At 66.5% G+C, this 14,973-nt stretch carries 14 protein-coding genes and 1 pseudogene; 12 read left to right on the plus strand and 3 right to left on the minus strand.

All coding sequences use genetic code 11. The features are described from left to right. The 6 genes and pseudogenes from U5775_RS37405 to U5775_RS37430 all read left to right on the plus strand — a co-directional run. Positions 1 to 400 (plus strand): annotated as a pseudogene (locus tag U5775_RS37405) (threonine ammonia-lyase, biosynthetic); the annotation flags it as partial. 170 nt (positions 401 to 570) lie between these two features. After that, on the plus strand, positions 571 to 1,560 hold the full coding sequence (locus U5775_RS37410) for an ABC transporter substrate-binding protein (protein ID WP_322063165.1): 990 nt from the start codon (positions 571 to 573) through the stop codon (positions 1,558 to 1,560). Positions 1,561 to 1,596: 36 nt separating this feature from the next. Further along, positions 1,597 to 2,571, plus strand: coding sequence for an ABC transporter permease subunit (locus U5775_RS37415; RefSeq protein WP_322063166.1), 975 nt, complete (start codon positions 1,597 to 1,599; stop codon positions 2,569 to 2,571). Beyond that, positions 2,568 to 3,344 carry an ATP-binding cassette domain-containing protein gene (locus U5775_RS37420; protein ID WP_322063167.1) on the plus strand — a complete coding sequence of 259 codons (777 nt, stop codon included), beginning with the start codon at positions 2,568 to 2,570 and terminating at the stop codon, positions 3,342 to 3,344. Before U5775_RS37415 ends, U5775_RS37420 begins: the two co-directional genes overlap by 4 nt. 76 nt (positions 3,345 to 3,420) lie before the next feature. Then, entirely contained in the window at positions 3,421 to 3,774 is a 354-nt protein-coding gene (locus U5775_RS37425; protein ID WP_322063168.1) for a DOPA 4,5-dioxygenase family protein, read from the plus strand. Positions 3,775 to 4,072: 298 nt separating this feature from the next. After that, complete coding sequence (locus U5775_RS37430; RefSeq protein WP_322063169.1) at positions 4,073 to 5,212, plus strand: CAP domain-containing protein; 1,140 nt, start codon at positions 4,073 to 4,075, stop codon at positions 5,210 to 5,212. Between the two features lie 112 nt (positions 5,213 to 5,324). Here U5775_RS37430 and U5775_RS37435 read toward each other — a convergent pair whose 3' ends face one another. Continuing rightward, positions 5,325 to 6,686 (minus strand): MFS transporter, encoded by a 1,362-nt coding sequence (locus U5775_RS37435; RefSeq protein ID WP_322063170.1) that lies wholly within the window; start codon positions 6,684 to 6,686, stop codon positions 5,325 to 5,327. Between the two features lie 180 nt (positions 6,687 to 6,866). After that, positions 6,867 to 7,880, minus strand: a complete 1,014-nt coding sequence (locus tag U5775_RS37440; protein WP_322063171.1) for an aldose 1-epimerase — start codon at positions 7,878 to 7,880, stop codon at positions 6,867 to 6,869. A gap of 227 nt (positions 7,881 to 8,107) precedes the next feature. On the opposite strand from U5775_RS37440, the gene U5775_RS37445 reads away from it, so the two are divergent. The 5 genes from U5775_RS37445 to U5775_RS37465 are packed head-to-tail and all read left to right on the plus strand — an operon-like array spanning position 8,108 to position 14,022. Beyond that, positions 8,108 to 9,196 carry a LacI family DNA-binding transcriptional regulator gene (locus U5775_RS37445; RefSeq protein ID WP_322063172.1) on the plus strand — a complete coding sequence of 363 codons (1,089 nt, stop codon included), beginning with the start codon at positions 8,108 to 8,110 and terminating at the stop codon, positions 9,194 to 9,196. A 57-nt stretch (positions 9,197 to 9,253) separates the two neighbouring features. Beyond that, positions 9,254 to 10,297: an ABC transporter substrate-binding protein gene (locus U5775_RS37450; protein ID WP_322063173.1), complete on the plus strand. Its 1,044-nt coding sequence runs from the start codon at positions 9,254 to 9,256 to the stop codon at positions 10,295 to 10,297. 15 nt (positions 10,298 to 10,312) lie between these two features. Continuing rightward, a complete protein-coding gene (locus tag U5775_RS37455; protein ID WP_322063174.1) occupies positions 10,313 to 11,947 on the plus strand; it encodes a sugar ABC transporter ATP-binding protein in 1,635 nt (544 codons plus the stop codon). Then, positions 11,931 to 12,944: an ABC transporter permease gene (locus tag U5775_RS37460; RefSeq protein WP_322063175.1), complete on the plus strand. Its 1,014-nt coding sequence runs from the start codon at positions 11,931 to 11,933 to the stop codon at positions 12,942 to 12,944. The genes U5775_RS37455 and U5775_RS37460 overlap by 17 nt, the downstream gene beginning before the upstream one ends. Before the next feature lie 55 nt (positions 12,945 to 12,999). Beyond that, positions 13,000 to 14,022 carry an ABC transporter permease gene (locus U5775_RS37465; protein WP_322063176.1) on the plus strand — a complete coding sequence of 341 codons (1,023 nt, stop codon included), beginning with the start codon at positions 13,000 to 13,002 and terminating at the stop codon, positions 14,020 to 14,022. A gap of 15 nt (positions 14,023 to 14,037) precedes the next feature. Here the strand turns inward: U5775_RS37465 and U5775_RS37470 are convergent, their stop codons facing one another. Continuing rightward, complete coding sequence (locus U5775_RS37470) at positions 14,038 to 14,490, minus strand: hypothetical protein (RefSeq protein WP_322063177.1); 453 nt, start codon at positions 14,488 to 14,490, stop codon at positions 14,038 to 14,040. A 122-nt stretch (positions 14,491 to 14,612) separates the two neighbouring features. Here U5775_RS37470 and U5775_RS37475 point away from each other — a divergent pair, with 122 nt between their 5' ends. After that, a complete protein-coding gene (locus tag U5775_RS37475) occupies positions 14,613 to 14,876 on the plus strand; it encodes a hypothetical protein (protein ID WP_415913754.1) in 264 nt (87 codons plus the stop codon). Positions 14,877 to 14,973: the final 97 nt, after the last annotated feature.

Below are 14,973 nucleotides of genomic sequence, written 5' to 3' on the forward strand. Positions count from 1 at the left end.
GGGCGTGCAGATCCGCAACCGCGGCGAGTCGCAGCAGATCGCAAAGAGCTTCGTCGATCACGGCTTCCCGTGCGTCGACCTCACCGGCGACGAGCTCTCGAAGCAACACATCCGCTACATGGTGGGCGGACGCTCGCCGCTCGCGCACGACGAACGTCTGTTCCGCTTCGAGTTCCCGGAGCGTCCGGGCGCGCTGATGCGCTTCCTTTCGTCGATGGCGCCGAACTGGAACATCAGCCTGTTCCACTACCGCAACCAGGGCGCCGATTACAGCTCGATTCTGGTGGGCATCCAGGTGCCGGCGGCCGAAGACGCGGAGTTCCGGCGCTTCCTCGCCACGCTCGGCTATCCGCATTGGGAAGAGACGCACAATCCGGCGTATCGGTTGTTCCTGCAATGATGCGTATGCAATCATCGGCGCGAATCGCGCGAGGCACGATGCGATAGCACTGCTGGAAAACACCAGGCCCGGCCAGAGTGCCCGTCAGTAATACTGGGCGACTGTTGCCGGGCGTGGTCGCCTCAGGAAGATTGGGCGCCGTGCGTCGGACTCACCTGGAGGATGACAACATGCTGCGCATCGTTCTTGGCCGCCTGATGGCTGTTTCCACGATCGCATTGGCCGCGCTCGGTGCGCTGCCCGGCGCGGCGCACGCCGACGCCGCCCATCCCGTGGTCGCGCTGCTGCCCGGCGTGACCGATCCCTTCTACTTCACGATGTACCGCGGCGCCGAGCGCGCGGCGAAGGAAGAGCACGTACAGTTGCTGTTCCAGGTTCCGAAAGCCTGGAATACGACCGAGCAGGTGCCCATTCTCAAGGCGCTGATCGCGAAGCATCCCGACGTGCTGCTCGTCTCGCCCGTCGACAAGCAGCAGATGATTGCCCCGCTCAAGGAAGCCGCCGACGCCGGCATCAAGGTGATTACCGTGGATACCTATATCGGCGACGGTCATTACCAGACCGGCAAGGGCGACGCCGATTTCCCGCTTTCCTATATTGCTTCGGACAACCTGGAAGGTGGCCGCGTGGCGGCGCGTGCGCTCGCGAAAGCCATCGGCGACACGGGCACGGTCTACTGCGAGAACAACAAGCCCGGCATCTCCAGCACCGACGCGCGCGTGCAGGGCTTCATGGACGAGATGAAGAAGCATCCGAACATCAAGGTGCTCGAAACGCAATACAACGAGGACGACGCCAACCGTGCCGCCGCGCACGTGGCCGCCGTGCTCGCACGCAATCCCGATCTCGCGGGCGTGTTCGGCGCGAACACGTTCTCGGGCAGCGGCGCCGCGCAAGGCGTGAAGACCGCGGGCAAGCAAGGCAAGATCAAGGTTGTGGTGTTCGATGCCGTGCCGGGCATCGACGACAAGATCAGCAGCGGCCTCGTCTCCATCGCCATTGCGCAACGCCCTTACGATATGGGCTATTACGCGGTGAAGGCTGCCGTCGACGCGATCCGCGGCAGGAAGGTTCCCGTCTACCGGAGCACGGGCTTCGTGGTGCTCGACAAGTCGAACATCGATATGCCGGAAATGAAGGTCTACATCTACTCGAACTGACCGGACCGACCCGCATCGGAGAGACCCGCGCGCGCCATGAACGACAAGCGGCTCGATCGCCTCGCACTCGTCAGCAAGGTCTGGCCGTGGCTGTTTCTCGGCGCGCTGCTCGTGTTCTTCGAAGTGTGGGCGCGCCTTTCCGCGCATCGCTCGTTCGTCTTCAATGCGTATAACCTGCAGTCGATCGGGCTTGCGGCCAGCGCGCCGCTGCTGCTCGCTATCGGTCAGACCTTCGTGATCGTGACGGCGGGCATCGACCTTTCGGTGGGATTCGTCATGGGTCTTGCCGCTGTGTGCGTCGCGCAGTTCACGCTCCCGGGCGGCGGCTCGCCATGGGTGCTGCTGCTGTCGATTCCGCTCACGATTCTCGTTTGCCTGCTTCCCGGCTTCGTCAACGGCGTGCTGATCGCGCGCCTGGGCGTGCCCGCGTTCATCGGCACACTCGGCATGTATGGCGTGGCGCGCGGCGCGGGCTTTCTCGCGGCCGGCAGCGGCATGACCGTCGCCGTCGACAATGCGGCACTCGCATGGATCGGGCAGGGCTGGACGCCCGTCGTGCTCACGGCCGTCTTGCTGGCCTTCATGCACTTCGTGCTCTCGCAAACGAAATTTGGACAGTACACCTATGCAATTGGCGGCAATCCGCAATCGGCCGTGCGCGCGGGCATCAACGTGCGCCGTCATCTGATTGCGATCTATCTGATCGCTGCCACATTCGCTGCAATCGGCGGGATCATTTATACCGCGCGCTTTGCGGCCGGCGCCGCCAACGCCGGTGAACCGATGCTGCTCGACTCGATTGCGGCGGTCGTGATCGGCGGCGCGAGCCTCTTTGGCGGCACGGGCACCGTGATCGGCACGCTGATAGGCTCGCTCATTATCGCCGTCATCGAATTCGGCCTCGTGTTTATCGACGTCAACGCGTTCTGGCAGTTCATCGTGGTGGGGATCGTGATCATCGTGTCGGTGCTCATCGATCAGTACAAGGAGCGGCTCGGAGGCGCGCAATGAGCGATGCGGGCGCAACGCCGGTGCTCGAGGCGCGCGACATTTCGATTCGCTTTGGCGGCGTCGAGGCGCTCAGGCGCGTCTCGCTGCACCTGATGCCCGGCGAAGTGCTCGCGCTCGCGGGCGACAACGGGGCGGGCAAATCCACGCTCATCAAGATACTCTCGGGTGTCTATCACGCCGATGCCGGTGAACTGCGCTTCGACGGCCGCACGATGCAACTGCGCGATCCTCAGGACGCGCGCGCCCAGGGCATCGAAACGATTTACCAGGATCTCGCGCTTGCCGACAACCTCGACGTGGGCAGCAATATCTTTCTGGGCCGCGAACCCACGCGCCGCAAGCTGGGTTTTCAGGTGATCGACCGGCCGCGCATGGCGCAGGTCGCGCGCGAAGTGCTGGAGCGGCTCGATATCGTGATTCCGCCACGCAAGCTCGGCGGCCCCGTGAAGATGCTCTCGGGCGGACAGCGCCAGGCCATCGCGATCGGCCGCGCTATTTACTGGAATGCGCGCGTGCTCATCATGGACGAACCCACGGCCGCGCTCGGCGTGCCGGAGCAGCGCAAGGTGATGGCGCTGATCGGCTCGCTCAAGGCGCAGGGCGTGGCGGTCTTGCTCGTTTCCCACAACCTGCACGATATTTTTGCAGTGTCGGACCGCATCGTCGTGCTGCGCCGGGGCGAAGTGGCCGGCGAGCGCGAGGTCCCGCATACGAACGGCGATGAGATCGTGCGGCTGATGGTGGGCGACACCTATGCGAACGGCGCGCGCTGAAGCCAGCGCGCATGCGATGCGGGTTTCGCGGCACAATATCGATTCGAGCCTCGACGATCTCCTCACTTTTCAGCCCATGACTCATTCCGATCCTGCCGCTATTTCCGGCTGGCACGCCCACATCTATTTCGATGCCGACACGCGTGATGCCGCGTGGGCTTTGCGCGAGACCATCGCGGCGCAACTGGGCGACGCCGTGCAGATCGGGCGTTTTCACGAGCGTCCCGTCGGGCCGCATCCGATGTGGTCGTACCAGCTCGAAATTCCGGGCGAGCGATTTGCCGCTGTATTCGCGTGGCTCGTGCTCAATCACGGCGCGCTCGACGTGTTCGTGCATCCCAATACCGCCGACGCGTTGCGCGATCATCGCGATGCCGCTGCGTGGATCGGCCATTCGCACACACTCAATCTCGCCGCACTCGGCGGCTGAGCGCGCGGCTCGCTCGCAAGTCTCCAGCACACAATCGTCGGACGAATATTCGCTGCATTAATCGTTACGCAATCTTCAGTCGATTCGCCGCTGCCATTCACGCGAATGCGGCGGTACGTCTCCGCTATTTGCACTCAAGTTCGATCGCGTACTGCCGTTAGTCAGGACGCGAAATTCAAATTCGCGCAATCGTTTTCTTCAGTCGAATTCAAGCCGTTGTGCGGCCCGCCCGGTGATGGGCGCGAGCAACGCGAGGCGGGCTGGCGTCGCAATGCGAAGAACCTTGAGAAGGCAACAGATGCGGTTTTCCAGACTGAAATTCGAGGCGGCGACGCTTGTTACGGCCGTCTTGCTCGCGGCCTGCGGTGGTGGAGGCGGCTCGTCGGATGGCGCGGGCGGTACGGCCACGAACAATGCGTCGGGTGGCGGCAATAGCGTGACGCAGCCCGCAAGCAAACCGGCCACAAGCTCGACCGTCCCGCCCTCGACGAGCCCGTTGAACGCGCCCGCCAACGGCGCGGTCCTGCTCGCGCCGGCCGCGCATGCGACGGCGTTTCCGGCGGCGAGCGGCAATGCGAGCGCCGACGGCGTCGCCTGGCTCAACGCGATGCGCCAGAACGTCGGCCTTGCCGCACTGCCCGGCGATGCGGGGCTCGTCACGGCGTCGCTCGATCACGCGACCTATCTGGTCGATAACGACGCATACGGCCACACCGAAACATCAGGTCTGCCAGGTTTTACGGGAGCCGATCCGCAGACGCGCATCGAGGCCGTCGGCACCTGGTCGATGATGGGCGAAGTGGTGGTGGCGGGCCAGCCCGCCGCGTTCGACGACAGCCTTTCGCCAGTCGAGACGCTGTTCGACGCGCCGTTCCATCGCATCGTCATGCTCGACGATTTCACGTCGATGGGCGTGGCCTATATGGCGAACGCGAGCTGGGAGGCGTTCAACATCGATTTCGGCAGCGATAGCGCCGATACGTTGCCGCAGACCGCGCTCGTCGCTTATCCCTACGCCGGCGAGCAGGGCGTGCCGACGAACTGGCTTGCCAACGAGGACCCGAATCCGTTCGCGAGCGCACCGCAGTACGAGCTCACGACGGTCGGCTACCCGGTGACGATTCAGGGCGGCTTTGGCACGACGCTCAGTGCGATGAGCTTCACGATCACGGCAACGGATGGGACCAATGTGCCGTGTCTCGCACAGACGCCGCAGACCACGCCCGGCGAGCTTTCGAATGCTGCGTTGTGCGTGCCATACGCGCCGCTCGCGGGCAACACGACCTATACGGTTCACGTGACGGGCGTGCTGACGGCTTCGGGGCAGACATATCCTGTCGACGTGCTGTGGACGTTTACGACGGCCGCTGCGGGTGTCGCGCATGCCGCCGTGCAGCAGCAGGGTGCGCAGGGGAACCGGCCGCTGCCGAAGTTCTGATCGACGCAGCGGCGCAAGAGAGAACGTGAGCGGGCTGCAAGGGTGCGGCCCGTTGCACTAGAAACACCGCTGCATTTAACGCACCATCACGCGGCAACGCTCAGCGTTTCGCTCAGTGCCCGAACGACTCCTTCTCCGCACCCGGCGAGACCGGCACGTCATGCGGCTGCGCGGCCTGCTTCACGAGCAATGCCACGCAGGCCACGAGACCGGCCACGGCGATCGTCGCGAAGATTCCCGCAAACGAGAAATGCCGGCGCGCCAGCTCGGCCACGAGAAACGATCCGGCGATCCCGCCGAAGCGGCCGATCCCGAGCATCCACGCGACGCCGGTGCCGCGCCCCTGAGTCGGATAGAAGGCGGCCGCGAGCGCGGGCATCGACGATTGCGCGGTGTTCATGAGCACGCCCGCCGCGAACACGACCAGCACGAGCACGCCCACATTGCCCACCGCCTGGCCGATGAGCCAGACGGAAAGCGCCGTGAGCGCGTAGCACGCGGCGATGATGCGGTTGGCGTTGAAGCGGTCCATCAGCACGCCGCACAGCACCGCGCCAATGCCGCCGAGCGGGAACAGCGCCGAGATCAGCGTCGCGTGCGCGGGTGGCAGGCCGGCATCCTTGAGCAGCAGCGGCATCCAGTTGATCGACGCATAGAAGATCACGAGGCCCATGAAATAGGCGATCCACAGCATCACGGAGCCGACCGCGTAACGGGCCGAGAGCACCACGCCGAGGCCCTTGCCCTCGGCGTGCGGCGCATTCTCGGTCATGGTGAACGACTGCGCGGCGTGCGCGTCGGCGGAAATGCGCGCGAGGGCGGCACGAATACGCTCGGCGGGCCGCTGCGTTGCCACGAGGTAACGCACGGACTCCGGCATGCGCAGCGCGAGCGGGACCGCGAGCAGGAGCGGCGTCACGCCGCCGAGCAGCAGGACGCTGCGCCAGCCGAGGTGCGGAATCATCCACGCGGCCAGAAAGCCGCCGAGCGCGGCGCCTAGCGGAAAGCCGCAGAACATCAGATTGATGATCGTCGCGCGGCGGGAGTCGGGGCAGTATTCGCCCATCATCGTGACGGCGTTCGGCATGGCCGCGCCCAGCCCGACGCCGGTGACGAAGCGCAGCCAGACGAGGTGCCCGATGCTCGAGGCGAACGCCGAGGCAAGGCACGCCGCTCCGAACAGGAGCACCGCGCCGAGCAGGATGCTGCGGCGGCCGAGCCGGTCGGAGAGCGGGCCCGAGACGAGCGCGCCGCAGGCGAGGCCGAACAGCGCGGCGCTCAGCACCGGCGCGAGGGCGGCCTTGGCGAGACCCCACTCGCCGAGCAGCGAAGGCGCGATGAAACCGATGGCCGCGGTATCGAAGCCGTCGAGCAGGACGATGGCGAAGCAGATCAGAAAGATGAACCACTGAAACGGCGAGAACGGATGCGCGTTGATGAACGTCTGGACGTCGACGGCTGAACTGCGGTTCATGGAATCTCTCCGGTGCAAAGCTGGCGTTGCGTGCTCGCGACGCGCCTCAGGGTTTCTCGCCTGGGCGGCTTGCGGTGCCGAACGCGAATCGTACGCCCGTGCGATGTGGCCGGATATCGGGGACATTATCGAGTCCCGCGCGAGCGGCTGTGCTCGCACGGGTAACGCGCTGCTCGTCAGCTATGGGCGCTCCGGCAGCCAGGCGAACTGCGCCTCGATGCTTTCGCCAGGCGCCAGCACCGTGCCGCCCACGTCGAGCCGGCCCGCGAGGCCGTCGGACTGGAGATTGAGCCAGTCCGTCGTGTTGCTCACGGGTTCCGCGCAGAACCACGGCAGCCCCGCGGCCGTATAGAGCACGAAGAAGTCGAGCGGCGCGCTGGCGCGCAACGCGAGGCGCCGGCCTTCGTGCGGCCACTCGATCAGCGCCTCGCGGCGCCAGCCCGAGAAGTTGTTGTCGAGGTCGAAGTCCTCGACGATCAAGCCGTCTTCGAGCGCTTCCACGGCGGGATGGGCGCTCAGCGTGACCGGCAGCACGTCCGCGTCCATTTCCCACATCGCGCGCACGCGCGCAAAGATGCGCGTGCCGGGCGGCCGCGGATAGTGCGGGTGATGGCCGAAACCGAACGGCATCGCGCGCGAACCCAGATTGCGCGCCCAGAGCCGCACCTGAAGGCCCGCGGCATCGAGCATGACGTGCTGGCGCGCCTCATAGCTGAACGGCCAGCCCTCGCCGCCGCGCGCGGGCGCCTCGTGCTGGAAATGCAGCGTGACGGCCTGACTGCTTTGCGACTCGACTCGCCACGGCCGCTGCCACGCGTGGCCGTGCAGCGCATGGCGCAATGCACCCGTGCCGCTCGGCAGATCGATCCTCTCGCCTTCGAAGCGAAACCGTCCGTCGCGGATACGGTTGCAGTAGGGCATCAGCGGAAAGCTCGCCATGCCGAGCGGGTCGCGCGCGTCGAGCGCTTCACGGGTGGCGGGACGCAGCCAATGCTGCGCGTCGCGGCTTGCGGCTCCAGCGCCGCGTTCGTCGTAAAAGGCGGCGATCGAGCCGCCCACGTGCGGGGCGATCAAGGCGCGCGAGGCGCCGTGCACGAGCGAGACGGTCTGGCCGTCGTCGAGCGCATCGGCGTCGAATACCGCGCGAGCAGTGTCGGCGGCAGGGTCAGGGCGGCGTGGCGAGGCAGCGGTCAAGAGTGTTCTCCTGTCGGCCAGAGTGCGCTTTGGCGCGCTACCTGACCATGAGTCAGGCGAGATGGCGAAGCTTTAGAAATATTATTCATAAAAACTAATATAGACCGTAGAAAGGCTTGAGGTGGACCGAAGGCATAGCGGAATGCGCTAATTGTTGGTGGAAAATATTAATGCTACGCTGTAGCCCAATCGCGCCCGACCGGGCAGCGCAGCCTTTCCAGCATCCGATGAAAAAATCGACCCAGCGCCGTCCGACCATGACCGATATCGCCAAGGTGGCGGGCGTATCGCAATCGACGGTCTCCCTCGTGCTGAACGGCGCGGTCGGCGCCAAACTCTCCGAGGCCACGCGCGACAAGGTTCTTGAAGTGGCGCAGTCGCTCGGCTATCAGTTGCCCGTGCGCTCGGCCCAGCCGCCGGCCCCCGCGGGCGAGCGCAACCTGATCGTCTATATCTCCGATGAAGTCTCCACGAGCCCCCATCCGGTCGTGAGCATCGACGGCGCGCGCGACGCGGCCTGGAACAGCGGCTGCGTGCTGGCCGTGTTCTCCACGCACGGCAACGCGCAGATGGAGCAACGGGTGCTGCAGACGCTGGCCATGCCCAATGTGCTCGGCGTGATCTACGCGACCGTCTACACGCGCAAGGTCGCGGTGCCGCCCGCGCTGTTCAAGGTGCCCGCCGTGCTGCTCAACTGCTACGCCTCGGACCACGCGCTTTCCTCGGTCGTGCCAGCCGAGGTGGCGGGCGGGCACACGGCCACGGCGCACCTGATCCAGGCGGGGCATCGGCGCATCGGCTTCATCAACGGCGAGGCCTGGCAGGACGCGGCGAAGGACCGGCTGAAGGGCTATCGGCAGGCGCTCGCGACCGCCGACCTGCTGTTCGACGCGCGCCTCGTGCGCGACGGCGACTGGAGCCCCGACAAGGGCTTCGAGCTCACGCTCTCGCTCATGCGCGAGCCGAATCCGCCCACGGCGATCTTCTGCGCCAACGATCTGATGGCGATCGGCGCCATCGAGGCGCTCAAGCAGCTCGGGCTGCGCGTGCCCGAAGACGTCTCGGTAATGGGCTACGACGACCAGGAAATCGCGCGCCACACCCATCCGCCGCTGACGACGGTGGTGCTGCCGAACTACGAACTGGGCCGCTGGGCCGTCGACACGCTCTTGCAGGAAGAGCAGAACCGCAGCGCCGGCGCGCCCGTGCGCCATCGCACCGTGAAGCTGGACGGACCGCTCATCGAGCGCGCTTCGGTCTGCGCGCCCAGCGTCACTGCACCCGTGAATACCCTCATTAATATTGTCGATAACTGACTGTTAATATTAGTTGAAGCGGTGGCAGTAATAACCAGGAGAAACCAGGAGACAGCCATGCGTCATCAACGAAGCATCCAGTCCGCTCTTATTGCCGCCGGCTTGTGCGCGGCGCTCGCCATGGTGGTTTCCGGCAGCGCTTACGCCCAGTCCGATGCCGGCGCACAGAAGGTCCAGTCGAACTCCAGCGAGGCCTGCACCAATCCCAAGCCCGGCAACAAGAAGCTGAGCGACATGGTGGTTGGCTTCTCGCAATCCGAGAACGAACAGAATCCGTTCCGCGCGACCGAAACGGCTTCGGTGCGTGCGGCGGCGAAGGCGGCCGGCGTCAAGCGCCTGCTCTATACGAATGCGAACGCGAACCAGGCCAAGCAGGTCGCCGACATCGAAAGCATGATCAACCAAGGCGCCGAGGCGCTGATCGTGGCGCCGAACGATTCCACCGGCCTGCAGCCCGCGTTCGCCCAGGCGCGCGCCAAGGGCATTCCGGTCGTGACCATCGACCGGCAGACGGCGGGCACGGTGTGCGAGGACTTCATCACCTTCCTCGGCTCGGACTTCTACAAGCAGGGCGAGCGCGCGGCCAAGGCGCTCGCCGACGCAACGGGCGGCAAGGCCGTGATCGCCGAGATTCAGGGCGGCTACGGCAACTCGGTCGAGACCCAGCGCACCGACGGCTTCGCGGCCGGCCTCAAGGCCTATCCGGACATGAAGATCGCGGCGGCGCAGAGCGCCAACTGGTCGACGACCGAGGCGCAAAAAGTGATGGAGCAGATCCTGCTCGCGCACCCCGACATCAACGCCGTCTATACGCACGCCGACACCATGACCGTCGGCGCGATCACGGCGCTGCGCCAGGCGGGCAAGCTCAAGGGCGTGAAGATCGTGTCGATCGACGGCACCAAGGAGATCGTCAGCGATATCGATCAGGGCATCGTGGCCTCCGACGTCGAGACGAATCCGCGTTTCGGCCCGCTTGCCTTCAAGTCGCTCGAAGACTGGATGGCGGGCAAGCCGGTGCCGCAAAAGCAGATCATGGACGACGCGCTCTTCGACAAGACCAACGCGAAGGCGTCGCTGGCGGCGGGCAAGGTCTACTGAGCGGCCTCACGGGCAATGACAACGGGTGAGGTTGCCGCGAAGACCGCTGGCGAGGCCGCCGGCGCGTCGCGCACCGTACTGGAAACACGTGGCGTTTCGAAGACGTTCGGCGTCGTGCGCGCGCTGCGCGACGTGTCGCTCACGTTGCGCGCGGGCGAGGTGCATGGCCTCGTGGGCGAGAACGGCGCGGGCAAGTCCACGCTCATCAAGGTGCTGACGGGTTTTCATCAACCCGATGGGGGCGGCCTCACGTTCGACGGCGCAAACGTGTCCTTCGACAGCCCGCGCGCCGCACAGCGCGCGGGCGTGTGCGCTGTGTATCAGGAGATCAACCTGATTCCCGAGCGCAGCGTGGCCGACAATATCTTCCTGTGCCACGAGCCCAAACGCTTCGGCATCCTGATCGACAGGAAGCGCATGCTCGATCAGGCCGCCGAAATCGTGCAGCGCTACCGGCTCGCGGTCGATCCGGCGGCGAAGCTCGGCACGCTGGGGCTGGGCGCCCAGCAAATGGTGGCAATCGCGCGAGGCGTGTCCTTGGGCGCGCGCGTGCTGATTCTCGACGAACCCACATCGGCGCTCAGCGGCGCGGAAGTGGATGTGCTGTTCGAAGTCGTGGACGCGCTGCGCACCGAAGGCATCGCCCTGTTGTTCGTGAGCCATCGGCTCTCCGAATGCTATCGCCTCTGCGACCGGCTGACCGTGATGCGCGACGGCGCCGTGGTGCGCACCGCCACGCCCGAAGAATTGCCGCGCGGCGCACTGATCGCGGCGATGCTGGGCCGCGAAGGCGCGGGCGAGCACGCGTGGAGCGACCGTGCCGGCGCCGCCGATGCACGCGACGAAGCGCTCGCCGAGACGGCGACCCCTTCCGCGCCCGCGCTCGAAGTCGATGGCCTGCAGTGGGGCAATCGCGTGCGCGATGTGTCGCTGCGCGTGGCGCCGCGCGAGATCGTGGGGCTGGCGGGGTTGCTCGGATCGGGACGCACGGAGACCTTCAAGACGATCTTCGGCGCGCAGCGGGCCGACGCGGGCGAGGTGAAGCTCGCGGGCCGCGCGCTCGCGCACGCGACGCCCGCGCGCTCGATCGGCCGCGGCCTCGCATTCCTCTCCGAGGACCGCCGCGCCGAAGGCATCTTTTCCCGTCTTTCGGTGCGCGAGAACATCGTAGCGAGCCTGCTGCCGCGCATCTCGCGTTTCGGCTTCATCTCGCGGGCGAAAGAGGCGCAACTGGTGCGCGAGTCGATCGCGCGCCTCGGCATCAAGACGGCGGGGCCCGGTGCGCCGGTGTCGACGCTCTCGGGCGGCAACCAGCAAAAAGCGCTGATCGCGCGCTGTCTCTCCACGCGCCCGAGCGTGCTGTTGCTCGACGACCCGACGCGCGGTATCGACGTCGGCGCGAAAGAGGAGGTGCATCGCGTGGTGCAGGAGCTCGCGCACGAGGGCCTCGCGGTCGTGGTCACGTCCTCGGAAATGGAGGAGCTGCTCGCGCTGACCGGACGGCTCGTGATGCTCAACGAAGGCGCGACGCAAGGCGGCATGCCCACGGCGGGCGCCCATCCCGACGACGTGCTCGCCGTGCTGGCGGGCCATGCGCCCGAAGACGGCCGCATAATCGACGAATCCGGCACCGATGGCAACCCAACTTGAATCGAACGAGGACCGCTTGAGCCCCTCGAACTCCTCCGCGCCGCGCGCGCCCGGCGAGACGCGGCACGGCCGCGCGGCATGGCTTGCCGTGCTGCGTGAGCACAGCGTGTACTTCGCGCTGGCCGCGCTCGTCGCGTTCAATCTGGCGGTGACGCCGGGCTTCTCGAATCCGTTCGCCGCGCGCAGCCTGCTGTTCGAGGCCGCGCCTATCGTGCTCATCGCGCTCGGCCAGAATCTCGCGATCGCGACGCGCGGCATCGACCTTTCGGTGGGCTCGGTGATGGCGCTCGCAAGCGCCTCGATTGCCGTGTTTCTGCCCTACGGCGTCGGCACGGCGCTCGTGGGCGCCGTGGCCGTCGGCGCACTGGCGGGATTGTGCAATGGCGCGCTGGTCGCGCTGCTCGCCATCGATCCGCTGATTTCCGGGCTCGCGCTGCTGGTCGCCGCGCGCGGGCTCGCGCAGGCGCTGCTCGGCGGCTCGCGCGTGAACTTGCCCGATACGCCGGCGTTCGACGTGCTCGGTGCGCTCGCGCTCGGCCCCGTGCCCGTCGTCATGTTGATCGCGCTCGCGCTTGCTGTCGTGGTGGCGTTCGTCGTGCGCCGTACGACGTTCGGACGCTACACGATACTCGTCGGCGCGAGCCGCAGCGCCGCGTTCCTCGCGGGCATTCCGGTGCGCCGCACGCTGTTTCTCGTCTATGCCGCAAGCGGCACGCTCGCGGGGCTGGCGGGCCTGTTCGCCTCGGCGCGGCTGGGCGCGGCCGATCCCAATTACGTCGGCGTGAATTTCGAGCTCGACGCCATCGCGGCCTCGGTGATCGGCGGCACGCCGCTTTCGGGCGGGCGTATCTCGATCGTCGGCGCGGTGTTCGGCGTGCTGCTGCTCCAGGTCCTCGACGCGAGCTTCATCATGAACAACATCAGCTTTACTTATGCGCAGATCCTGAAGGCGGTGTTCATCGTCGTCGCGCTCTATCTGCAGCGCTCGGGAGGCTGACGCCATGCGACGCGGCGCAACACCGGCCTCGAGCCCATCGTCCGGATCTTCGGCTTTGCCCGCCCCGCGTGCCGGCCGGCGCGCGCAGATCATCGCCCTCGTGCAGTCGCGCGGCGCGATCGGCATGCTCGTGGTCGTGGCGCTGGTGGCCGGACTCGTGTTCCCCGACTTCCTGAGGCACGCGAATCTCGCCGATATCGCGGCGAATAGCGCGTTCCTCGGACTCGTCGCCGTGGGGCAGAGCCTCGTGATCATCCTCGGCGGGTTCGATCTCTCGGTCGGCTCGATGGTCGGGCTCGGGACCGTGCTCTCGGCGTACGCGGCGCCGTACGGCTGGGGCGCCGCGATGCTCGCGCCCATTCTGGCCGGGTTCGTGCTCGGGCTGGTCAACGGCCTGCTGATCGCGCGGGCGCGCATGGCGCCGTTCATCGTCACACTCGCCGCGTTGCTCGGGCTCAAGGGCGTCGCGCTCGTGCTGGCGAGCCAGGACCTGCTCATCGCCAATCCGGGCTTCTTCACGCATATCGCGAACGGCTCGCTGCTCGGCATCAGCAATCTGATCTGGGTCCTGGTGATTGTCTATGCGCTCGGCGCGCTGTTGCTCAACCACACGCGCTTCGGCGCGGCGATCTTCGCGATCGGCGGCAACGAGGAGGCGGCGCGCATGCTCGGCGTGCGGGTGGAGCGCGTGAAGGTACTCGCCTATGGGCTCTCGGGCGCGCTCGCGGGGCTCTCGGGGGCGTTGCTCGCTTCGCACCTCGATTCGGGGCTGGCGGCGGCGGGCACGGGCTACGAATTGCAGTCGATCGCCGCGGCCGTGATCGGCGGCGTGCTGCTCACGGGCGGCGTCGGCACGATGGCCGGGCCGCTTGCGGGCGTGTTGCTGCTCGGCGTGATCGACAACGTGATCAATCAGGTCGGCACGCTCAGCCCGTACTATCAGAACCTCGCGAGCGGCGCGTTTTTGCTGGCAGCCGTGATCGTGCAGACGGTGCTGACCGGACGCCGTCACGGCGCGGTGCGCGCGGCGGGCGCCGGCCGCAAGGCAGCGGCGCCGCGTGATGCGGCGCGTACCTGAAGACGGCGGCGTCGGTTACTGCCGCGAGACCGTCAATTTCACGCGCGTCGCACCGTCGGTCTGCGCGGTGATCTCCGTGCGGCTGCCTCGCTCGCCTAGATAAAAGTGCTGCCGGCCAGGCGCGTTGCCGTCGTGCGTGGCGTTCGGCAGGCACGAGGCGATATCGGCGCCCACACCTTCGAGCGCGTTTGTACCCGAACCTTCGTCGGCGTTGCGCGTGCTCCACGTGCACTGATAGGTGCCGTGCGTGGTGGCACATTGGGCGTCATCGCCATAGGGCTGGGCGACTGCGCGGCCATCGTCGGGACTCAACGAGGCGAAGTGCTGCGGTGCCGCCGCGACGATGCGCTTGAGCGCGGCGCACGGGCTTGCGCTGTCGTCAGCATGGACGGCAAGCGGCGAAAACAGCAGGAGCGCGGTGGCAAAGGTCGACACGCCGCGTGCAAGACGGGAAAACTCAGGTCGCATGGCGGTTCGCTGCAGGGATCGCAGCGCCTTCTTTTGTGATGACGTTTGGACGGCGCAAACATCGTGCCGGGAACGGTGCTTGCAGAAGCATCGTCCAGAACAATCATCACGAGGATCGCGACATGACTCACAAGATCAGATACCCGATGCGCGTGGGCACCTTGCTGGCGGCGACGATTACGCTGGCGGCCGTGGCGCTGCCGGGCTATGGCGCGTCGCAGAGCGAGGAGGATCATGCCTGTCGCGGCGATGCGTTTCACTTCTGCTCGAGCGAGATACCCAATAAGGAAAAGATCACGGCTTGCATGAAGCAGCACTACGACGAGCTGTCGCCGCCGTGCAAGGCGATGTTCAAGAAGCCATCGAAGGGCGGATCGAAGAGCTGACGTAGATGGAGAGAGTGGCGGAGGGTGGAGGCGCGGTGGAAATCGCGCCTCTTTAATTTTGCCCGAGCGCAAATTTGTGCTTGCGCATGCGGCGCAA

The sequence above is a fragment of the Paraburkholderia sp. J63 genome, assembly GCF_905220245.1.
GTDB lineage: Bacteria > Pseudomonadota > Gammaproteobacteria > Burkholderiales > Burkholderiaceae > Paraburkholderia.